This window comes from Streptomyces nodosus, from assembly GCF_008704995.1.
In the GTDB taxonomy this organism is placed as follows: Bacteria; Actinomycetota; Actinomycetes; order Streptomycetales; family Streptomycetaceae; genus Streptomyces; species Streptomyces nodosus.
The window spans coordinates 1,727,411-1,749,044 of the sequence record NZ_CP023747.1; the positions used below are offsets into that span (position 1 = coordinate 1,727,411).

The window sequence follows — 21,634 nt, forward strand, 5'->3', positions numbered from 1 at the left end:
CGGTGAGCGTGATGTTCCTGGACTGCCGCAGAGGCCGCAGGTCGGCGATGCCGGGGACGGCGACCGTGGTGGTCAGGCAACGGAACATCTCCCGGGCGATGGCCCGTTTCAGCAACCGGATGATTTCCTTCTTCGTCCGGCCGGCGGTGGTCTGTCGTGTCACGTACTCGCGGGTGCGCAAGTCGTGGGACATACGGACGAGAGCGATGCGGTAGAGGGCCGCGTTGGCGGCCCGGTCGCCGCCTCGTGAGAGGCGGTGCCGGTTCGTCCGGCCGCTGGAGGCGGGGACGGGTGCGACTCCGCAGAGGGCCGCGAAGGCCGCCTCGGTCCGCATGCGTTCGGGGTTGCCTCCCGCCGTGAGCAGGAGCTGGGCGGCGGTGTCGGGGCCGACTCCGTAGGAGGCCCGCAGTCCGGGGTTGTGGACGGTGACCTCGCTGTCCAGGGCCTTGGTCAGGGCTTCGTGCTCGGCGGTCAGTTCTTTGACGCGCCGGGCGAGGCTCCTGAGCGCGGTGAGGACCGCGGTGTGGACGGCGTCCCCGCAGGGCCGCAGTCGGGCCAGGGCGTCGGTGCGGTCCGTTCCTTTGAGCTGCCCGTACTTGGCGCGGACGGTGTCGGGGGCGGTGATGAGGATGTGGCCGATCTGGTTCAGGGCTGCGGTGCGGGCCTTGACGGCGGAGCGGGCGGCGTTGTGCAGGGCGCGTATGCCGGCGACGGTGTCGTCCTTGGGGGCGCTGGAGGCCCGTCCGGACAGGGCGGCGCGGGCCGCGGCGTAGGCGTCGATGGGATCGGACTTGCCGATGCGGCGGCGTTCGGCCCGGTCGGGCCGGTTGACCTCGACGACCTGGTGGCCGTGCGAGCGCGCGGCGCGGGTGAAGCCGGCGCCGTAGGAGGCGGTGCCTTCCACCCCGATCGCGATCACGTGGCCGTGGGCGGCCACAAAGGCCAGGGCCGCGGCGTATCCGGCGCCGGTGGTGGTGAACTCGGCGTCGGCGAGGTGACCGCCGTTGTCGCTGATGACCGCGACGTGGATGGTGTCGGCATGGGAGTCGACCCCGCCGAACACATCCTGGTCCGCCGTGTCGTCTACGACCGCTGATGTCATGCTGATGATGCCTTCCCAGCCGAAGGTGGGCGCCGGCCGGGTGGCGCAGACAGGACATCGAGGGGGCTTCTGACCAAGCTCCTATCAGGTCATGTTCCGCCCGGCCGGAGCCATGAGAACAGGTCCCGGCGGCCGGACAGAACAGTGGGAAGACAGCCCAGCAGGGCGTCAGTCAGTGGCAGAGCCACGACCACCGGAACCTGAGTATCAGCATCGATGTCAGTGGTGGGCCGTATGGTCTGTGGTCATGGAAACCAGCACCGACGGCGCCGGGCCGTCCTCCGTGCCCGCCGTGCCTCCGGGGTCGCTGTCGCCCTCGCGTGCCAGTGACTTCATGCAGTGTCCGCTGCTCTATCGCTTCCGAGTGATCGACAAGCTGCCCGAGAAGCCGAGTGAGGCGGCGACCAGGGGCACCTTGGTGCATGCGGTGCTGGAGCGGCTCTTCGACGCGCCTGCCGGGGAGCGGACCGCGCCGCGGGCCAGGTCGTTGGTGCCGGGGCAGTGGGACCGGTTGCGGGAGAGCCGTCCTGAGGTCGGGGAGCTGTTCGCGGACGACCCGGGCGGGGAGCGGTTGGCGCGCTGGCTCGGTGAGGCGGAGCTGCTGGTGGAGCGCTGGTTCACGCTGGAGGATCCGGCGCGGCTGGAGCCGGCCGAGCGTGAGCTGTTCGTGGAGGCGCGGCTGGAGTCGGGGCTGACGCTGCGCGGGATCATCGACCGGGTCGATGTGGCGGCCACGGGTGAGGTGCGGATCGTCGACTACAAGACGGGCAAGGCGCCCCGGCCCGAGTACGCGGAGGGCGCGCTGTTCCAGATGAAGTTCTACGCCCTGGTGGTGTGGCGGCTGAAGGGGGTGCTGCCGCGGCGGCTGCAGCTGGTGTATCTCGGCAGCGGTGATGTGGTGACGTACGACCCGGTGCTCGCGGATCTGGAGCGGGTGGAGCGCAAGCTGCTGGCGCTGTGGGAGGCGATCGAGCTGGCGACGCGGACGGGGGACTGGCGGCCGCGGCCGACGAAGCTGTGCGGCTGGTGCGATCACCAGGCGGTCTGTCCGGAATTCGGTGGCACTCCCCCGCCGTATCCGCTGCCGGTCGGGGCGCCGGAATCGAGTGTCGGCGAGCAGGGCAGAATGGGCGCGGACTAGCGAAGGAGACTCACGTGGCCATCCGCGTCCTACTGGTCGACGACCAGCCGCTGCTGCGTACGGGCTTCCGGATGATTCTGGAGGCCGAGCAGGACATCGCGGTCGTCGGTGAGGCCGGTGACGGCCTTCAGTCGCTCGACCAGGTGCGTGCCCTGCAGCCCGATGTGGTGCTCATGGACATCCGTATGCCGCGGATGGACGGGGTGGAGGCGACCCGGCAGATCACCGGCCCGGGGCGGGACGGCCCGGCGAAGGTGCTGGTGCTGACCACGTTCGATCTGGACGAGTATGTGGTGGAGGCGCTGCGTGCGGGGGCCAGTGGTTTTCTGCTGAAGGATGCTCCGGCTCATGAGCTGGTGCAGGCGATACGGGTGGTCGCGGCGGGCGAGGCGATGCTCGCTCCGAGCATCACGCGCCGGCTGCTCGACAAGTACGCGGGGCATCTGCCGTCCGGGGAGGAGCCGGTTCCGGACACCCTGGGCACCCTCACGGAGCGTGAGGTGGAGGTGTTGAAGCTGGTGGCGCGCGGCTTGTCCAATGCGGAGATCGCCGCCGATCTGTTCGTCAGTGAGACGACGGTCAAGACGCATGTGGGTCATGTGCTGACCAAGCTGGGGCTGCGGGACCGGGTGCAGGCGGCGGTGTATGCGTACGAGAGCGGGCTGGTGCGCCCCGGCGCGCAGTAGGCCGCCCCGGCCCGGGGGTGTGCCGCACCGCCCGGGCTTTTTCATGGCTCTCCACGACGACGGGGCGCCCCCTCCGGTGGAGGGGGCGCCCCGTCGTCGTGGTGGGGTCCGCTCGGTCCCGGCCGGTTCACCGCTTCGGCGGCCGGAGGGTGTTGCGCTGTCAGGTCCTCGGGGCCGTGCCGGGACAGGCAGAGGTCCCCGGGATCCTTCGATGCCCGGGGACCTTTTCGCCTGGGGTGGGTCAGCCGCTGATGCCGCGGCCGAGCTCCCACAGCTGCAGGGTGGACGAGGAGTTCATCGCGTACTCGCCGCCGGTGATGTCGTCGCGGGTGGCGAGGTACTGCTTGCCCTGCCAGATCGGGAGGAGCGGTACGTCGTCGGCGACGATGTCCTGGATGTCGTTGATGTTCTTCGACGCGGTGAGCCGGTCGGCCTCACGCCGGGACTGCGGGATGAGGTTGTTGATGATGTCCGGGTTGGAGTAGGGCGACTTGAGGAAGTTGTCCTTGTCGAGGAACGGCGAGACATAGTTGTCGGCGTCCGGGAAGTCGGGGAACCAGCCCATGCCCCAGACGTCGTAGTCGCCCTTGCGCTCGGCGGGGACGAACTCCTTCCAGGCGTGACCCTCGATGCTGACGTCGAACAGCCCGCTGTCGTTGAGCTGCTTCTTCAGCACCTCGAACTCCTTGGCGGTGGCCGAACCGTAGTGGTCGGTCGTGTAGTGCAGCGTCACCCGCACCGGGGCGGTGATGCCCGCCTTCTCGAGCTGCGTGCGGGCCTTGCTGACGCTGGGGTCGCCGTACTTGTTGAAGAACGAGTTGGAGTGGCCGGTGATGGTGGCCGGGACGAGCGAGAAAAGGGGCTGGGCCTGGGTGCCGTACACCTTGGAGACCAGTTCGCCGCGGTCGATGACCTGCGCCATGGCCTCACGGACGGCCTTGCTCTTCATGGAGGCGGCGTCGGTGTTGAAGGCCAGGTAGCGGATCTCCAGGCCCGGCATCTCGACCAGCCGGACCTTGCCGCCCGATTCGTTCTGGAGCTTGTGGATCTGATCCGGCGACATGGAGCGGGTCATCACATCGATGTCGCCCTTCTCCAGGGCGGCTCCCATGGTCTCCGCGTCGTCGAAGGCCTGCAGGACCACCTTGTCGTTCTTCGGGGTCAGCATGCCCTTGTAGTTGGGGTTCTTGGTGAAGGTGGCCTTCATCAACTGGTCGCCCTGGACCTGGGCCTGCATCGTGTACGGGCCGGAGCCGTCGACGGCGAAGCCGTCGCGCAGCTTGTCCTTGTCGTAGTTCTTGGGGTTGACGATGCCGGCGACCGGAGTGGACAGCTTGAACGGGAAGGTGGCGTCCGCGGTCTTGAGGTGGAAGATGACCTCGCTGTCACCCCGCGTCTCGACGGTGTCGATGGTGGACAGCAGCGAGAAGACGGAACTGTCGGCCTTGATTCCGCGGGCGCGGTCGATGGAGTACTTCACATCGGCCGCGGTCACCGGGTCACCGTCGGCGAACTTCAGGCCGCTGCGCAGCGTGCAGGCGTAGCGCTCGTTGCCGGTGTCGGTGAAGCCGCAGCTCTCCGCGGCCTCGGGCTCGGGCTCACCGTCTCCACGGGGCTGGACCATCAGGGTCTGCACCGTCTGCCTGAGGATGTTCCAGGTGCCCACGTCGTACGCGTACGCCGGGTCGATCGGTGCCGGGATCTCCTTGGAGGCCGTGAACCGGTCGGTGGTGCCGACGACGATGGCGTCGCTGCTCTTGCTCCCACTGTCGGACCCGCCGCAGGCAGCGAGAACAGGGGTGAGCAGACCAGCGACGGCCGGCAGCACCAAAGTCTTACGGTTCATGCTCGAGTTTCTCCAGAGCTGTCGAGTCCGTGTACCCGGCATGCATCGGGCGGCGCAACGGAACACGGGTGTTGTGGCGATGTACTCGCGACGAGATTAGTCCGCGCCCGCAGGAAGGCTCACAACTACCGGAGTTGAGTTCCCATCACGCAGTGGAACCGGCCGTGGACGCACCGGAAAACCACTCGGGGAAGGATTCGTGCAGTGTCTCACCAATCGGGACACAAGGGCGCGCCAGGAGCGCGCGAACCGGGCGGAACAGCACACGTGGGATCCCTTGTCGACCCCCCGGCAGGTGAGGAACATCACACCCTCAACTGAGGGAGTCAGGAGTGGAATTCGGCTGTCCGCGTCGGCGCCAATTCCATGGTTCGTACCGTGGACGGGATTCCCGCCATTTGAGATGCACGCTGGGTGAAGGGTTCAGCGGTTATCCGTCATCAAACCGCGCAGAAATGGCAGGTCGACCTCTTCGAGCGAGGTCACGACGGTGCGGCGGGCGGCGGGCGCGATGGGGGCGACCGACGGGACCGCGACCACCCGGCAGCCGGCGGCCTCGGCGGCGGCGACCCCGGTGGCCGTGTCCTCGACCACGGCGCACCGGGCGGGGTCGACCCGGAGGCTCGTGGCCGCCAGCAGATAGGGGTCGGGGAACGGCTTGGTGCGCTCGACCTCGTCGCCCGCGACGGTCAGCGTGAAGTGATGGGCGCCGATGGAGGTCAGGACGCGGTCGATGATGCGCCGGTGCGAGGCGGAGACCAGGGCGGTGGGGATCTCATGGGACGCCAGTTCGCCCAGCAGGCGGGCGGCGCCCGGCATCAGGGGGAGCCGGTGGGCGATGCGGTCCTCGAACCGGTCGTTCAGCAGCACGGCGAGCTCGTCGAGGGTGATGTCGGCGCCGGTGGCCTCGATCAGGAAGCCCGCGCTGCGGGTCATGGGGCCGCCGACGACGACATGACGCCAGGACTCGTCGAGCGCGTGTCCGAGGGAGGCGAAGACGTCGACCTCGACGTCCCACCAGAACCCCTCGGTGTCCACCAGGGTGCCGTCCATGTCGAGGAGTACGGCCTGCAGTGTGGAGCCTTCGGCCGTAAGGGTTCCGAGGGCGGGGACCGTGGTGGTCATCCGACGTACCTCCTTGCAGGGACGACCAGGCCGGTTCCCACGGAGGGAACCGGCCTGCGGTGGACCTGCCAGTGTACGTCGCACGGAACGGCCGTGCCGCTCGACGCGGGAGTGCCGCGCCGTACGGGTGTGGGGGCGGTGCTCCGGCCCGGGTGGGGAAGGGGCACCGGCAGGGGCCCCACCGGAGGCGCCCCTGCCCCGCGTGTGGTCGCGTCGCCCCGCAGGCCGTCGCCGCGCCCGCGGGGCCCGGGGCTGCCCATGGACGGGCTGCCCATGGACCGGCCGACGGACCCCGCGAGGGGTTCAGCGGGCGTTGAAGTACTTGGCCTCGGGGTGGTGGATGACGATCGCGTCCGTGGACTGTTCGGGGTGGAGCTGGAACTCCTCGGAGAGACGGACGCCGATCCGCTCGGGCTCCAGCAGGTCGGCGATCTTGGCGCGGTCCTCCAGATTCGGGCAGGCGCCGTAGCCGAGGGAGAAGCGGGCGCCCCGGTACTTCAGGGCGAACATGTCCTCCATCGCCGAAGGGTCCTCGCCCGCGAAGCCCAGTTCGGAGCGGACCCTGGCGTGCCAGTACTCGGCGAGGGCCTCGGCCAGTTGGACGGAGAGTCCGTGCAGTTCGAGGTAGTCGCGGTAGGCGTTGGAGGCGAACAGTTCGGCGGTGGCCTCGCCGATCCGGGGGCCGACGGTGACGACCTGGAAGCCGACCACGTCCACCTCGCCGGACTCCTCGGGGCGGAAGAAGTCGGCCAGGCAGAGCCGGCGGCCGCGGCGCTGACGGGGGAAGGTGAACCGGGTGCGCTCGTGGCCCGCCTCGTCCAGGACGATCAGGTCGTCGTCCTTGGACACACAGGGGAAGTAGCCGTGCACGACGGCCGCTTCCAGGAGGTTGTCGGTGTGGAGCCGGTCGAGCAGGCCGCGCAGCCGGGGCCGGCCCTCGTTCTCGACCAGTTCCCGGTAGTCCGGTCCCTCGCCGGTGCGTGTCTGCTTCAGGCCCCACTGGCCCTTGAACAGGGCGTCCTCGTCGAGCCAGGAGGCGTACTCCTTGAGCGGGATGCCCTTGCTGACGCGGGTGCCCCAGAAGGGCGGGGCGGGCACGGGGTTGTCGGTGGCGACGTCGGAGCGGACATGGCCCTCCTCGGGCCGCTCCTCGGTCTCGACGGTGGTGACGGGCCGCACCCGGCGCTGCCTGAGCTCGGGCAGGGTCACACCCGGCACGCCGCGCTTGACGCCGATCAGCGCGTCCATCAGGCGCAGTCCCTCGAACGCGTCGCGGGCATAGCGGACCTCGCCCCCGTACAGCTCGTACAGGTCCTGTTCGACATAGGCCCGGGTCAGTGCGGCGCCGCCGAGGATGACGGGGTAGGTGGCGGCCAGGCCCCGCTGGTTGAGCTCCTCCAGGTTCTCCTTCATGATCACCGTGGATTTGACCAGCAGTCCTGACATGCCGATGACATCGGCACGGTGTTCCTCGGCGGCCTCCAGGATCGCGGAGACCGGCTGCTTGATACCGAGGTTGACGACGTTGTAGCCGTTGTTGGACAGGATGATGTCCACGAGGTTCTTGCCGATGTCATGGACGTCGCCGCGGACGGTGGCCAGCACGATGGTGCCCTTGCCGGCCTCGTCGGACCTCTCCATATGGGGTTCGAGGTGGGCGACGGCGGTCTTCATGACCTCGGCGGACTGCAGGACGAACGGCAGCTGCATCTGGCCGGATCCGAACAGTTCACCGACCACCTTCATGCCGTCCAGCAGGGTGTCGTTGACGATGTCGAGGGCCGGGCGGGTCGTCAGGGCCTCGTCGAGGTCGGCCTCCAGACCGTTCTTCTCGCCGTCGATGATCCGCCGCTTGAGGCGCTCCTCCAGCGGCAGCGCGGCCAGTTCCTCGGCCTTGCCGGCCTTCAGCGACTTGGCGGTGGCGCCCTCGAACAGCGCCATCAGCTTCTGCAGCGGGTCGTAGCCCTCGGTGCGGCGGTCGTGGATCAGGTCGAGGGCCGTGGTGACCTGTTCCTCGTCGAAGCGCGCGATCGGCAGGATCTTGCTGGCGTGGACGATCGCGGAGTCGAGTCCCGCCTTGACGCACTCGTCCAGGAAGACGGAGTTGAGCAGAATGCGGGCGGCCGGGTTGAGGCCGAAGGAGATGTTCGACAGGCCCAGCGTGGTCTGCACCTTCGGGTGACGGCGCTTCAGCTCGCGGATCGCCTCGATGGTGGCGACGCCGTCCCCCCGTGACTCCTCCTGTCCGGTGCAGATGGTGAAGGTCAGACAGTCGACGAGGATGTCCTCCTCACGGATGCCCCAGTTCCCGGTGAGGTCGGCGATCAGCCGCTCGGCGATCTGGACCTTCTTCTCGGGGGTGCGGGCCTGGCCCTCCTCGTCGATGGTCAGCGCGATCAGCGCGGCGCCGTGTTCACCCGCGAGCCGGGTCACCTTCCCGAACCGGGACTCGGGCCCGTCACCGTCCTCGTAGTTGACGGAGTTGATGACGGCCCGGCCACCGAGCTTCTCCAGTCCGGCCTCGATGACGTCGACCTCGGTGGAGTCCAGGACGATCGGCAGGGTGGAGGCCGTGGCGAAGCGGCCGGCCAGCTCCTTCATGTCGGCGACGCCGTCGCGGCCCACATAGTCGACGCACAGGTCGAGCATGTGGGCGCCCTCCCGGATCTGCTCCCGGGCGGTCTCCACACAGTCGTCCCAACGGCCCTCCAGCATCGCCTCACGGAACTTCTTCGACCCGTTGGCGTTCGTCCGTTCACCGATCGCCAGGTACGCGGTGTCCTGACGGAACGGAACGCTCTGGTAGAGGGAGGCGGCACCCGGCTCGGGCCGCGGGTCGCGTTCGGCCGGGGTGAGTTCGCGGACGCGTTCGACGACCTGGCGCAGATGCTCGGGGGTGGTGCCGCAGCAGCCGCCGATCAGGGAGAGGCCGTAGTCGCGGACGAAGTTCTCCTGGGCGTCGGCCAGCTCCGGCGCGGTCAGCGGATAGTGCGCGCCGTCCTTGGTGAGCACGGGCAGGCCCGCGTTTGGCATGCACGACAGCGGAATGCGGGAGTGCCGGGACAGATGGCGCAGGTGCTCGCTCATCTCGGCGGGGCCGGTCGCGCAGTTCAGTCCGATCATGTCGACGCCGAGAGGTTCCAGCGCGGTGAGCGCGGCGCCGATCTCCGAGCCGAGCAGCATGGTGCCGGTGGTCTCCACCGTCACCGACACGATCAGCGGGACTTGGTATCCGGCGGTCTCCATGGCCCGGCGGGCGGCGATGACCGACGCCTTGGTCTGGAGCAGGTCCTGGGTGGTCTCCACCAGCAGCGCGTCGGCGCCCCCGGCGAGCAGGCCCTCGGCACTCAGCCGGTAGGCGTCGCGGAGGGCGGCGAAGGTGGTGTGCCCGAGGGTGGGCAGCTTGGTGCCGGGACCCATGGAGCCGAGGACCCAGCGGAGCCGGCCGTCCCGGGCGGTGAAGGCGTCCGCCGTCTCGCGGGCGATCCGGGCGCCCGCCTCGGAGAGTTCGGTGATCCGGTGGGCGATGTCGTACTCGCCCAGGGCGGTCAGGTTGGCGCCGAAGGTGTTGGTCTCCACGCAGTCCACTCCGGCGTCGAAGTAGGCGGAGTGAACCGAGCCGACGATGTCGGGGCGGGTGACGTTGAGGACCTCGTTGCACCCTTCGAGCTGCTGGAAGTCCTCCAGCGAGGGCTCCTGGGCCTGGAGCATGGTGCCCATCGCCCCGTCGGCGACCACTACTCGGGTGGCGAGTGCCTCGCGGAGGGCGGACACGCGGGTCCGGCTGTCGACGGAGGCGGACGAAACGGACAGGTGTGGCGACGAGGCCATGGAAGATGCTCCCTGGAGTGCGACGGCTGTCGGCTTTGCGCCTCCTGCGGAGGACGCACGCGGCCAGGGTAGCCCGGAGCAGGGCGTACGGTCAGGGGCGTCCACGGGACGGACGGGCGTGGCCGCATGTGACCCGTGGGGCAGATGGGCCGAACGGCCGACGGTGTCCCGTTGGCGGGAGGTCGGCGATGAACGGTAGTGTTCGGCATTGCCGAACGTCGGTGGGGCGCGCATGCGGCCGACGATGGAGAGCGGACGAAGGCAGGACGGCCATGGCACGGAACATCCAGTCGCTCGAACGGGCGGCCGCGATGCTGCGGCTGCTCGCGGGCGGCGAGCGGCGGCTGGGCCTGTCGGACATCGCCTCGTCGCTGGGCCTGGCCAAGGGCACGGCCCACGGCATACTCCGCACGCTCCAGCACGAGGGTTTCGTCGAGCAGGACGCGACCTCGGGCCGCTATCAGCTGGGGGCCGAGCTGCTGCGCCTCGGCACCACCTATCTCGATGTGCACGAGCTGCGGGCGCGCGCCCTGGTGTGGACGGACGACCTGGCCCGCTCCAGCGGGGAGAGCGTCTATCTGGGGGTGCTGCATCAGCGGGGCGTGCTGATCGTCCACCATGTGTTCCGGCCCGACGACAGCCGGCAGGTCCTGGAGATCGGGGCGATGCAGCCGTTGCACTCCACGGCCCTGGGCAAGGTGCTGACGGCGTACGACCCGGTCGCGCACAGCGAGGTGCTGGAGACGGAGCTGAAGGCGTTCACGGACCGGACCGTCTGCGCGCAGGAAGAGTTCGAGGACGTCCTCGACCTGACGCGGGCGCGTGGCTACGCGGCCGACGTCGAGGAGACCTGGACCGGTGTCGCCTCGCTGGCCGCGCCCATTCACGACCGGCGGCGGATGCCGGTGGGCGCGGTCGGCGTCACCGGCGCCGTGGAGCGGGTGTGCCGGGACGGGGAGCTGCGCCCCGAGCTGATCGCGGCGGTCCGCGACTGCGCCCGCGCGGTGTCGCGGGACCTGGGCGCCGGGCGGTTCTGACCCGGGCGATTTCGACCCGGGCGACGACCGGGACGACGCCCCCTGGAGCCGGGGCCCGCCTGCTGCATCGCGACGCAGACGCTTGGCATGCATATGGACATGGCCGTCGCGTTTGTCGAACAGCGACGTTCTCGCGCACAGCACCCACCCGATCGCGCACGGTGGACATCCTCCGCGGGCCGATGAGTCCGGACGATCAATAACGATCCCGTTTTCGATGCCGTCCCGGTGGTCAAACTCTTGACGACCCGACGAACCCGGAGCGAGACTCGCGTCCATCGGTCGGCATTGTCGAACAGCTATCGGTAAACGCGCGCTAGAGTGGCAACGCCAAGGGCCGGCACTGCTCTCACTCCCGAGGGCGCGGACCACCGGTGGGACCCGGAGGTTCCCCTTCCCCTGGACGAAGGACAAGGAGTCGCGGGTGTCCAGCTCCGACATCTTCATCGGCGAGACCATCGGTACCGCCATACTCATCCTGCTCGGCGGCGGCGTCTGCGCCGCGGTGACACTGAAGGCATCCAAGGCCCGTAACGCCGGTTGGCTCGCCATCGCGTTCGGTTGGGGCTTCGCCGTCCTCACGGCGGTCTACACCTCGGCGCCGCTCTCGGGTGCACATCTCAACCCGGCGGTGACGCTCGCGCTCGCCCTCAAGGACGGCGGCTGGAGCGATGTCCCGGTCTACTGGGGCGGACAGCTGCTCGGCGCCATGATCGGTGCGACCCTGGTCTGGGTCGCCTACTACGGGCAGTTCCACGCCCATCTCACCGACAGTGAGATCGTCGGAGGTCCCGGCGCACAGGACACCAAGGCGGCCGAGGCCCGGGAGGCCCAGGCCGGGCCGGTGCTCGGCATCTTCTCCACCGGTCCCGAGATCCGTCACGCGGTGATGAACCTCGCCACGGAGGTCATCGGCACGGTGGTGCTGGTCCTCGCCGTGCTCACCCAGGGTCTGAACGACCAGGGCAACGGTCTCGGCACCCTGGGCGCCCTGATCACCGCGCTGGTGGTGGTGGCCGTCGGTCTGTCGCTCGGCGGCCCGACCGGCTATGCGATCAACCCCGCGCGCGACCTCGGCCCGCGCATCGTGCACGCACTGCTCCCGCTGCCCAACAAGGGCGGCTCCGACTGGAGCTACGCCTGGATACCGGTCGTCGGTCCGCTGATCGGCGGGGCGGTCGCCGCGGGCATATACAACGTCGCCTTCGCCTGAGAGAACGGGTCGAGAGACCCGTCCTTCCCGGCACCACCCGTCCGCACCGCGCGGCGCCGCAACCGCCCGCCCCTCGTATCCACGGAACTCCAGGAGTACTCGTGACCGACGCACACACCGCCGGCCCCTTCATCGCCGCCATCGACCAGGGCACCACGTCCTCGCGCTGCATCGTCTTCGACCGAGACGGCCGTATCGTCTCCGTCGACCAGAAGGAGCACGAGCAGATCTTCCCGAAGCCGGGCTGGGTCGAGCACGACGCCACCGAGATCTGGACCAACGTCCAGGAGGTCGTCGCCGGAGCCGTCGAGAAGGCCGGCATCACCCGGGACGACATCAAGGCCATCGGCATCACCAACCAGCGTGAGACCACGGTCCTGTGGGACAGGAACACCGGGGAGCCCGTCCACAACGCCATCGTCTGGCAGGACACCCGTACCGACGCGCTCTGCAAGGAACTCGGCCGCAACGTCGGCCAGGACCGGTTCCGCCGCGAGACCGGGCTGCCGCTGGCCTCCTACTTCGCCGGTCCCAAGGCCCGCTGGCTGCTCGACAACGTCGAGGGCCTGCGGGAGCGCGCCGAGGCCGGGGACATCCTCTTCGGCACCATGGACACCTGGGTCATCTGGAACCTGACCGGCGGTGTCGACGGCGGCCGGCACGTCACCGACGTCACCAACGCCTCCCGCACCCTGCTGATGAACCTGCACACCATGGAGTGGGACGACAGGATCTGCGAGTCCGTCGGCGTCCCGAAGTCGATGCTGCCTCAGATCCGTTCCTCCGCCGAGGTGTACGGCGAGATCACCGGCGGCCGGCTCGGCGAACTGCTCGGCGGCATCCCCGTCGCCTCCGCGCTCGGTGACCAGCAGGCGGCCCTGTTCGGCCAGACCTGTTTCTCCGAGGGCGAGACCAAGTCCACCTACGGCACCGGCACCTTCATGGTGATGAACACCGGCGACAAGATCATCAACTCCTACTCGGGCCTGCTGACCACGGTCGGCTATCAGATCGGCGAGCAGAAGCCGGTCTACGCCCTGGAGGGCTCCATCGCCGTCACCGGGTCCCTGGTGCAGTGGATGCGCGACCAGATGGGCCTGATCAAGACCGCCGCCGAGATCGAGACCCTCGCGCTCACGGTCGAGGACAACGGCGGCGCCTACTTCGTGCCGGCCTTCTCCGGTCTGTTCGCCCCCTACTGGCGTTCCGACGCCCGCGGCGTGATCGCCGGACTGACCCGGTACGTCACCAAGGCGCACCTCGCGCGTGCCGTGCTGGAGGCCACCGCCTGGCAGACCCGCGAGATCGCCGACGCCATGACCAAGGACTCGGGCGTGGAGCTGGCGACGCTCAAGGTGGACGGCGGTATGACCTCCAACAATCTGCTGATGCAGACACTCGCGGACGTCCTGGACGCGCCGGTGGTGCGCCCGATGGTCGCCGAGACCACCTGCCTCGGCGCCGCCTACGCCGCCGGTCTCGCCGTCGGCTTCTGGACCAGCACCGACGATCTGCGCGCCAACTGGCGCCGGGCCGCCGAGTGGACCCCCCACATGGACGCGGAGACCCGCGACCGTGAGTACAAGAGCTGGCTCAAGGCCGTCGAGCGGACCATGGGCTGGATCGAGCACGAGGAGTAATTCAGCGATGACCACCCTGCAGCATGTCCCGGCTCTCGGGACGCACCCGGCGTACGGCGCCGGCCCGAGCCGTGCCGAGACCCGGGAGCAACTGTCCAAGGCGACATACGACCTCCTGGTGATCGGCGGCGGGATCCTGGGCATCTCCACGGCCTGGCATGCCGCGCAGTCGGGCCTGCGGGTGGCCCTGGTGGACGCCGGCGACTTCGCCGGCGCCACCTCCTCCGCCTCCTCCAAGCTGCTGCACGGCGGGCTGCGCTATCTGCAGACCGGCGCGGTGAAGCTGGTCGCGGAGAACCACTTCGAACGCCGTGCGGTCTCCCGCCAGGTGGCTCCCCATCTGGCGCATCCGCTCACCTTCTACCTCCCCGTGTACAAGGGCGGGCCGCACGGCGCGGCGAAGCTCGGGGCGGGCGTCCTCGCCTACTCCGCGCTGTCGGCGTTCGGTGACGGGGTCGGCCATCTGCTCTCGCCGGCCCGGGCGCGGCAGGACGTGCCGGAGCTGCGCACCGAGAATCTGAAGGCCGTCGCGGTGTACGGCGACGACCAGATGAACGACGCGCGGATGGCGCTGATGACGGTCCGCGCGGCCGTGGACGCGGGGGCCGTGGTCCTCAACCACGCCCGGGTCACCGGGCTGCGGTTCACCCGGGGGCGGGTCACCGGTGCCGAGGTCGAGGACGGGCTGACCGGTGACGAGTTCGGGGTGGACGCGCGGCTGGTGCTGAACGCGACCGGCCCCTGGGTCGACCATCTGCGCCGCCTCGAGGATGCCGCCGCGGCGCCGTCCATACGGCTGTCCAAGGGGGTGCATCTGGTCCTCAGGCGGACCTCTCCCTGGCGGGCGGCGCTGGCGACGCCGATCGACAAGTACCGCATCACCTTCGCCCTGCCCTGGGAGGACATGCTGCTGCTCGGCACCACCGACGAGGTGTACGAGGGCGATCCGGCCGAGGTCACGCCGGCCGAGAAGGACATCGCCCAGATCCTCGACGAGGCCGCCTTCTCCGTGCGCGACCAGCAGCTGAAGCGGGATCTGATCACCTATGCCTTCGCCGGTCTGCGGGTGCTGCCGGGTGGTCCCGGCGACACCGCGAAGGCCAAGCGGGAGACGGTGGTGACCGAGGGCAGGGGCGGGATGCTGTCCGTGGCGGGCGGCAAGTGGACCACCTTCCGGCACATCGGCCGTACGGTGATGAAGAAGCTGGAGTCTCTGCCGGGGCGCCCGCTGGGCCAGGACTTCGAGCCGGTCTCCGCGCTGCCGAAGCGGCTGCCGCTGCCGGGCATCGCCAATCCCCGCGCGGTCGCCCACCGGCTGGTCGCCGACGGTCCGGCGCCCGGCCCGCGGATGGCGCCCGACACCGCGCGGCATCTGGCCACCCACTACGGTTCGCTGGCCTTCGACATCGCACGGCTGGCCAATGAGAACCCGGAGCTGGCCGCGCGGATCCACCCGGACGCCCCGGAGATCCTGGCGCAGGTGGTCTATGCCCGGGACCACGAGTGGGCCGAGACCGTGGACGACGTGCTGCGGCGCCGTACCACGCTGACCGTCCGGGGGCTGGCCACGGGCGAGGTGCGCGGCACGGTCCAGGACCTGCTCGACCGGCGGTAGGGACGGCGGAAGCACCGAGGGGGCGGCTTCGAGGAGCGGAGCCGCCCCCCGTCGTGCGCGCCGCCGGCGGGAGGTGTCCGACGCCCGCCGACGGCGCGCCCGGGGCGGCGACCTCGGGTGTTCGAGGGGGTCGGACGGGGCAGTCATCCGTTCACTCCCCCGTGCAAGGGGGCTGCGGGCGACCCGGTCGCACGCCGTAAGGTTGGGACGTACGCGAGGGCACGTCGGAAGGAGGCGCTGGGTGATCGAGCTCGAGGGGGTACCCGAGCTGATCGACCCGGTCATGGTGGCCGCGTTCGAGGGCTGGAACGATGCCGGCGACGCCGCCTCCACCGCGGTCGCGCATCTGGACAGGGAATGGAAGGGCGAGGTGTTCGCGGCGCTGGACGCCGAGGACTACTACGACTTCCAGGTCAACCGCCCCACCGTGTTCATGGAGGCCGGGGTCCGCAGGATCACCTGGCCCACGACCCGGCTCTCGGTGGTCCGCATCGGCGGGGACAAGCCCCGCGACCTGGTGCTGGTCCGCGGGATCGAACCGTCGATGCGCTGGCGCTCGTTCTGCAACGAGTTGCTGGGCTTCGCCCATGAACTGGGCGTGGAACTGGTGGTGATCCTCGGCGCTCTGCTCGGCGACACCCCGCACACACGTCCGGTACCCATCAGCGGGACCACGTCCGATCCGGACCTGGCCCGCCGGATGGATCTGGAGGAGACCAAGTACGAGGGCCCCACGGGCATCGTGGGGGTCCTCCAGGAGGCGTGCACGCACGCGGGCGTCCCGGCGGTCTCGCTGTGGGCGGCGGTCCCGCACTATGTGTCGCAGCCTCCGAACCCCAAGGCCACGCTGGCCCTGCTGAACCGGCTGGAGGATCTCCTCGATCTGCGGGTCCCGCTCGGTGAGCTGCCGGAGGACGCGCGCGCCTGGCAGCTCGGTGTGGACCAGCTGGCCGCCGAGGACAGCGAGGTCGCGGAGTACGTCCAGACGCTGGAGGAGGCCCGGGACACCGCCGAGCTGCCGGAGGCCTCGGGCGAGGCGATCGCCCGCGAGTTCGAACGGTATCTGCGGCGCCGGGACGTCGGTCCGCCGGGCGGTCACGCCACCGCGGACGGCGGTGACGGCGGCTCCTACCGGCGGGAGGGCCCCGGGGGCCGTACCCGCCCGCCGAAGCCGCCGCGGCCGGGCGGCGAGGACGAGGACTCCTCGGAGGACTGACCGGGAGGACTGACCGGACCGCCGGCGCGATGGCGCCGCGGTGCGGACGGACGAGGGCGGTACGCGCGGGCGCACCGCCCTCGCTCGCGTCGTGTGGTTCTCGTGCTCTGTGGTTCTCGTGCTCTGTGGTTCTTGCGCTCTGTGGTTCTTGCGCCCTGTGGCCGACGGTTTCTGTCGGAGGGTCACGGGCCGGTGCTCGGCGGCGGGCACCCGTGCGGGGCCGTCGTGGTGCCTGAGCCGCTGTCATACGACGCGGCGGCGCCGGACGGTGGTGGTGTCACCGTCCGGCGCCGCCGTGCTGGTGCCGTGTCGAGTGGTGAGGTCAGAGGGCCACACCGAGCAGCGCGTCCACGGCACGCGACACCACACCGGGTGCGCCCGTGTCCGTACCGCCGCTCTCCTCCTGGAGCGTCACCCAGCGGTCGACCGCGGCGAGCGCGGCCGGTGCGTCCAGGTCGTTCGCGAGGGCGTCACGGATCTCCTCGACGAGGGCCTCGGCGGGCGGGCCGTCCGGCCGGGAGACGGCGGCGCGCCAGCGGCCCAGCCGTGCCACGGCGTCCTGGAGGACCTGATCGGTCCACTCCCAGTCGGAGCGGTAGTGGTGGGCGAGCAGCGCGAGCCGGATGGCGGCCGGATCGACGCCGTCGTGCCGGAGCCGGGAGACGAAGACGAGATTGCCCTTGGACTTGGACATCTTCTCGCCGTGCAGCGCCACCATGCCGGCGTGGACGTACGCCTTGGCCATCGGGTACTCGCCGGTCAGCACCTGCGCGTGTGAGGCGCCCATCTCATGGTGCGGGAAGGCGAGGTCGGAGCCGCCGCCCTGCACGTCGAAGCCCATGCCCAGGTGGTCCAGGGCGATGGCCACGCACTCGATGTGCCAGCCCGGCCGGCCGCGGCCCAGCGAGCCGCCGTCCCAGCTGGGTTCGCCCTCGCGGGCGGCCATCCAGAGCATCGGGTCGAGGGGGTTCTTCTTGCCGGGGCGGTCCGGGTCGCCGCCGCGCTCGGCGGAGAGCAGCCGCATGGCGGCGGCGTCCAGGTTCGACACCCTGCCGAAGTCGGGGTCGGACTCGACGGAGAAGTAGATGTCGCCGTCGAGTTCATAGGCGGCGCCCTGGTCGCGGAGCCGCTCCACCAGCGGGACGATCCCGGGTATCGCCTCCACCGCGCCGATGTAGTGCTGCGGTGGCAGCATCCGCAGGGCGGTCATGTCCTCGCGGAAGAGGGTGGTCTCCTGCTGGGCGAGGGCGACCCAGTCGACGCCGTCGCGCTCGGCCCGCTCCAGGAGCGGATCGTCGACGTCGGTCACGTTCTGGACGTAGTGAACCTGCCGCTTGGTGTCCAGCCAGACGCGCTGGACGAGGTCGAACGCGTTGTAGGTCGCCGCGTGCCCCAGGTGGGTCGCGTCGTACGGGGTGATGCCGCAGACGTAGATACGGGCGACGGGACCGGGGTCGAGGGTGACGAGACCCCCGGTCGCGGTGTCGTGGATCCTCAGATCGCGGCCCTGACCTGGCAGGGCGGGGACCTCGGAAGCGGGCCAGGCATGCATGCCCTGAGCCTAACCGGACGGAAGTTCCGTATACGAACCGGACCGGGCCGGATGGCCGGGAAGGCCCTCTTGAGAGATGGCTGCCGATATGCCTGCCGGACGCAGCACGCTCGAACGGGGCCCGCCTCGGTGGGCGGGGCGGGTCATACCGGGGGCCAGGGGATGGCCGGCCATTCCTCGGTCGGTTGCGGATGGGTGCCCGACTCCAGGAGGGCGTCGACCCGGCCGCGGGTGGCGTCGAGTTCGACGGGGGTGATCAGCGGTGCCAGCCGGGCGGCCAGGGCGCCGCCGTCGGCGAGGGCGTCCCTCAGGGCCTTGAGCACCTCGACCGCCTCCCCCGTCAGGGCGTCCCCCGCCCAGCCCCACAGCAGGGTGCGCAGCTTGTTCTCGGTGTGGAAGGTGACCCCGTGGTCGATGCCGTAGAGGTGCCCGTCGTCGGAGGGCAGCAGATGGCCGCCCTTGCGGTCGGCGTTGTTGATGACCGCGTCGAGCACGGCGAGCCGTCGCAGCCGGACGTCGTCGGCGTGCACCAGCAGGGCCGTCCTGCCGTCGCCGAGGTCGGCGGGTGCGACGGCGCGCCAGCCGTCCTCCGGTTCCTCGGCGTCCACCAGGGCGAGCAGTTCGGCTCCCGGCTGCCCCTCGATCCACAGCTGGCACATGCCCCGGCCGTACGGTCCGTCCCGCAGCACGGTGGGCGGCACCAGCCCCCAGCCGGTCGCCTCGGAGACCTCGTAGGCGGCGACCTCACGCTCGGCCAGCGTGCCGTCCGGGAAGTCCCACAGGGGCCGCTCACCGGCGATCGGCTTGTAGATGCAGGCGGCCTCCCGGCCGTCGAGGGAGATCGTGCAGTACAGCGCCGCGTTGGACGCCTCACGGATGCGTCCGACCACGGTCAGCTCGCCGGTGGCGAGCAGTTGGGCCGTGCTCACGCTCCGCGGCGGTATCCGTTCTGGCGCGGACATACGTGTCCTTCCGGGTCGAGCGGGAGACTGCACAGGGGGCACGGCGGCCGCCCGGCGTTGACGACGTCGAGGGCGCGTTTGGCGAAGGCCCTGGCCTGGGCACCGGTGAGCCGGACCCGGAGCATCGGCGGACCGTTCTCCTCGTCCTGGAGCAGCCGCTCCTCGGCCTCGGCGAGGTCCTCCTCGGACTCGGCGTCCAGTTCGACGAGGGCCTGAGCCTCGACGATCATGCGCTGCTCCTCGCCGTCCCAGGCCAGAGCCATGGTGCCGACGCGGAACTCCTCCTCGATGGGGGCGTCCAGCGGGGCCGTGTCCGCGACCTCCGTGGGGGCCACGGCGGGCACCGCCGCGCTGCCGCCACTGCGGCGCACGACCTCGTCGAGAAGCTCGTCCATGCGTTCGGCGAGCGCCGCGACCTGGGTCTTCTCCAGGGCCACGCTGGTCACCCGGTGTCCGGCCGAGGCCTGTAGGAAGAAGGTACGGCGCCCGGGCAGCCCGACCGTGCCGGCCACGAAGCGGTCCGGGGGGTCGTAGAGGAACACCTGACGGGACACGTCCTGTCTCCATTGGATCGGGACCGGCCGACCGCGCCGGTCCGCGCCGGTTGCTGACAACTGCTGCGCTGGTGCGACCGCTTCACCCTACTGCGGCCGACGATCACGGTGCGCCCGCACCGCCCCCGACCGTGGCGTCCGAACCGGGGGGCTCCGCACGGGGCACGAGGGAGGTGAAGTCGCCGGTGTCCCCGAGGCGGACGAGGAACGGCCGCAGCCGGGTGTAGCGGATCACGGTGACGGAGCAGGGCTCCACGGAGATCCGCTGGAACAGGTCGAGATGGAGTCCGAGCGCGTCCGCGACGAGTGACTTGATGATGTCGCCGTGCGAGCACATCAGATACACCGCGTCGGGTCCGTGGTCGCGCTCCACGCGCGCGTTCCACTCCCGTACCGCCTCCGCCGCGCGGGTCTGCATGGCCCGCATCGACTCACCGCCGGGGAACGCGGCCGTCGAGGGGTGGGCCTGGACGACCTCCATCAGCGGCTCGTCCTTCAGTTCGGCGAGCTTGCGGCCGGACCAGTCGCCGTAGTGGCACTCGCCGATCCGCTCGTCGGTGTGGACGGGCAGTCCGGGGCGGGAGTCCAGCAGCGGCCGGACGGTCTCCTGGCAACGTTCGAGGGGGCTGGTGACGACCTCGGCGAGCGGAAGCCCGTCGAGCCGCCCGGGCAGGGCGGCGGCCTGCGTGGTGCCGCGCTCGTCGAGGGTGACGCCGGGCGTCCAGCCGGCGAGGAGTCCCGCGGTGTTGGCGGTGGAGCGTCCGTGCCGGACGAGGATCAACGTGGGCATGACGCCCAGCCTACGGGGCGCCCCGGCACACCGGACCGCCCTCACGGACCGCACCGGCCGGGGCCGGGGTGGGGCAGGTCACAGGGCCGGTGCGCGGATCTCCCGGACGATGCGGGACGACGCTCGCCGACCGGGGCTGCGCGTGGGCCGGGGCGGCGCGTGGGCCGGGGCGGCGGCCGGTCCGGGGCCTACATCCAGCCCCGCCGCTTGAACAGCCGGTACAGCAGGACCTCCAGCATCGCCATCACCACGATCACCACGGGGTACGACCAGAGCCAGTGCAGCTCCGGCATGTGGGCGAAGTTCATCCCGTAGATTCCCGCGATCATGGTGGGGACCGCGGCCATCGCCGCCCAGGCCGAGATCTTCCGCATGTCGTCGTTCTGCCGCACGCTCATCTGCGCCAGATGCGCGGACAGGATGTCCGAGACCAGCCGGTCCAGGGCCTCCACGGACTCGTTCACCCGGGCCAGATGGTCGGTGACATCACGGAAGAAGGGGCGCGAGCGCTCCTGGACGAACGGCACCGTCGCCCCGTACGTCCCCTGTCCCGCCAGCCGGGCCAGGGGCGCCGCCAGCGGGCCGGTCGCCCGCCGGAACTCCAGGACCTGCCGCTTGAAGCTGTAGATCCGGGAGGCCGTGTGCCGCGACCCGCCGCCGGAGGGCGAGAAGACCTCCGCCTCCAGCTCCTCCAGGTCCGTCTGGAGTTCGGTGGCGACATCGAGGTAGTGGTCGACGACCGAGTCCGCGACCGAGTAGAGCACCCCCGTCGGGCCGTGGCGCAGCGTCTCCGGCTGTTCCTCGAGGTGGCTCCGGACGGGCCCGAGCGGCACATCCGAGCCATGGCGCACGGTGACCACGAAGGAGTCACCGAGGAATATCATCAGTTCTCCGGTGGAGACGGTGTCGCTGTGCGGCTCGTACGACACCGGTTTGAGGACCACGAACAGGGAGTCGTTGTACACCTCCAGCTTGGGCCGCTGGTGCGCCTTCAGGGCGTCCTCGACGGCCAGCGGATGGAGCCCGAACTCCTCGGTGACCCGGCCGAACTCGTCCCTGGTCGGCTCGTGCAGACCGATCCACAGGAACGCGTCCGACGAGGCGCGCGCCTCGGCCAGGGCGTCGGAGAGGTCCTCGGGACCCGCCGTGCGCCGCCCGTCGCGGTAAATGGCGCAGTCGATGATCACGCAGCGTATTTTCCCGCCCGGAGGCCCTCCATGTCACCCCGGGTCTTCCGTGCCGTCGGTTCTTCGTCGCCCGCCGGTCCTTCGGCGCCCGCCGGTCCTTCGGCGCCCGCCCGAAGTGCATGGCCGGTGACCACCGC

At 70.4% G+C, this 21,634-nt stretch carries 15 protein-coding genes and 1 pseudogene; 7 read left to right on the forward strand and 9 right to left on the reverse strand.

Annotated elements, in window-relative coordinates:
* Positions 1-70: 70 nt before the first annotated feature.
* Positions 71-1,102 (reverse strand): annotated as a pseudogene (locus tag CP978_RS07875) (IS110 family RNA-guided transposase); the annotation flags it as partial.
* A 247-nt stretch (positions 1,103-1,349) separates the two neighbouring features.
* Here CP978_RS07875 and CP978_RS07880 point away from each other — a divergent pair.
* Together CP978_RS07880 and CP978_RS07885 are read left to right on the forward strand one after the other, a co-directional pair.
* Positions 1,350-2,243, forward strand: coding sequence for a RecB family exonuclease (locus CP978_RS07880; protein ID WP_043438801.1), 894 nt, complete (start codon positions 1,350-1,352; stop codon positions 2,241-2,243).
* Between the two features lie 14 nt (positions 2,244-2,257).
* On the forward strand, positions 2,258-2,929 hold the full coding sequence (locus CP978_RS07885) for a response regulator (protein WP_150478166.1): 672 nt from the start codon (positions 2,258-2,260) through the stop codon (positions 2,927-2,929).
* Positions 2,930-3,170: 241 nt separating this feature from the next.
* Here the strand turns inward: CP978_RS07885 and CP978_RS07890 are convergent, their stop codons facing one another.
* The 3 genes from CP978_RS07890 to metH all read right to left on the reverse strand — a co-directional run bounded on the left by CP978_RS07890 (position 3,171) and on the right by metH (position 9,731).
* Positions 3,171-4,775, reverse strand: coding sequence for an ABC transporter substrate-binding protein (locus CP978_RS07890; protein ID WP_043438802.1), 1,605 nt, complete (start codon positions 4,773-4,775; stop codon positions 3,171-3,173).
* Positions 4,776-5,198: 423 nt separating this feature from the next.
* On the reverse strand, positions 5,199-5,900 hold the full coding sequence (locus tag CP978_RS07900) for an HAD family hydrolase (RefSeq protein ID WP_043438803.1): 702 nt from the start codon (positions 5,898-5,900) through the stop codon (positions 5,199-5,201).
* 303 nt (positions 5,901-6,203) lie between these two features.
* Positions 6,204-9,731 carry a methionine synthase gene (gene metH, locus CP978_RS07905; protein WP_043438804.1) on the reverse strand — a complete coding sequence of 1,176 codons (3,528 nt, stop codon included), beginning with the start codon at positions 9,729-9,731 and terminating at the stop codon, positions 6,204-6,206.
* 272 nt (positions 9,732-10,003) lie between these two features.
* On the opposite strand from metH, the gene CP978_RS07910 reads away from it, so the two are divergent.
* The 5 genes from CP978_RS07910 to CP978_RS07930 all read left to right on the forward strand — a co-directional run bounded on the left by CP978_RS07910 (position 10,004) and on the right by CP978_RS07930 (position 16,452).
* Positions 10,004-10,768: an IclR family transcriptional regulator gene (locus CP978_RS07910; protein ID WP_043438807.1), complete on the forward strand. Its 765-nt coding sequence runs from the start codon at positions 10,004-10,006 to the stop codon at positions 10,766-10,768.
* Positions 10,769-11,192: 424 nt separating this feature from the next.
* On the forward strand, positions 11,193-11,981 hold the full coding sequence (locus tag CP978_RS07915) for an MIP/aquaporin family protein (protein WP_043438810.1): 789 nt from the start codon (positions 11,193-11,195) through the stop codon (positions 11,979-11,981).
* A gap of 101 nt (positions 11,982-12,082) precedes the next feature.
* Positions 12,083-13,621, forward strand: coding sequence for a glycerol kinase GlpK (glpK, locus tag CP978_RS07920; RefSeq protein ID WP_043438812.1), 1,539 nt, complete (start codon positions 12,083-12,085; stop codon positions 13,619-13,621).
* 7 nt (positions 13,622-13,628) lie between these two features.
* Entirely contained in the window at positions 13,629-15,236 is a 1,608-nt protein-coding gene (locus CP978_RS07925; RefSeq protein WP_043438814.1) for a glycerol-3-phosphate dehydrogenase/oxidase, read from the forward strand.
* Positions 15,237-15,477: 241 nt separating this feature from the next.
* The gene (locus CP978_RS07930) at positions 15,478-16,452 is read left to right on the forward strand and encodes a PAC2 family protein (RefSeq protein ID WP_043438815.1); all 975 of its coding nucleotides are present in this window, start codon (positions 15,478-15,480) and stop codon (positions 16,450-16,452) included.
* Positions 16,453-16,774: 322 nt separating this feature from the next.
* Here CP978_RS07930 and mshC read toward each other — a convergent pair whose 3' ends face one another.
* The 5 genes from mshC to corA form a co-directional block, all read right to left on the reverse strand.
* Complete coding sequence (mshC, locus tag CP978_RS07935) at positions 16,775-18,004, reverse strand: cysteine--1-D-myo-inosityl 2-amino-2-deoxy-alpha-D-glucopyranoside ligase (RefSeq protein WP_043438819.1); 1,230 nt, start codon at positions 18,002-18,004, stop codon at positions 16,775-16,777.
* Between the two features lie 143 nt (positions 18,005-18,147).
* Positions 18,148-18,966 carry an SCO1664 family protein gene (locus CP978_RS07940; protein WP_079162053.1) on the reverse strand — a complete coding sequence of 273 codons (819 nt, stop codon included), beginning with the start codon at positions 18,964-18,966 and terminating at the stop codon, positions 18,148-18,150.
* On the reverse strand, positions 18,930-19,520 hold the full coding sequence (locus CP978_RS07945) for a DUF3090 domain-containing protein (RefSeq protein WP_043438824.1): 591 nt from the start codon (positions 19,518-19,520) through the stop codon (positions 18,930-18,932). Before CP978_RS07945 ends, CP978_RS07940 begins: the two co-directional genes overlap by 37 nt.
* 103 nt (positions 19,521-19,623) lie before the next feature.
* Positions 19,624-20,310 carry a histidine phosphatase family protein gene (locus CP978_RS07950; RefSeq protein WP_043438826.1) on the reverse strand — a complete coding sequence of 229 codons (687 nt, stop codon included), beginning with the start codon at positions 20,308-20,310 and terminating at the stop codon, positions 19,624-19,626.
* Between the two features lie 188 nt (positions 20,311-20,498).
* The gene (gene corA / locus CP978_RS07955; protein ID WP_043438828.1) at positions 20,499-21,497 is read right to left on the reverse strand and encodes a magnesium/cobalt transporter CorA; all 999 of its coding nucleotides are present in this window, start codon (positions 21,495-21,497) and stop codon (positions 20,499-20,501) included.
* Positions 21,498-21,634 lie beyond the last annotated feature (137 nt).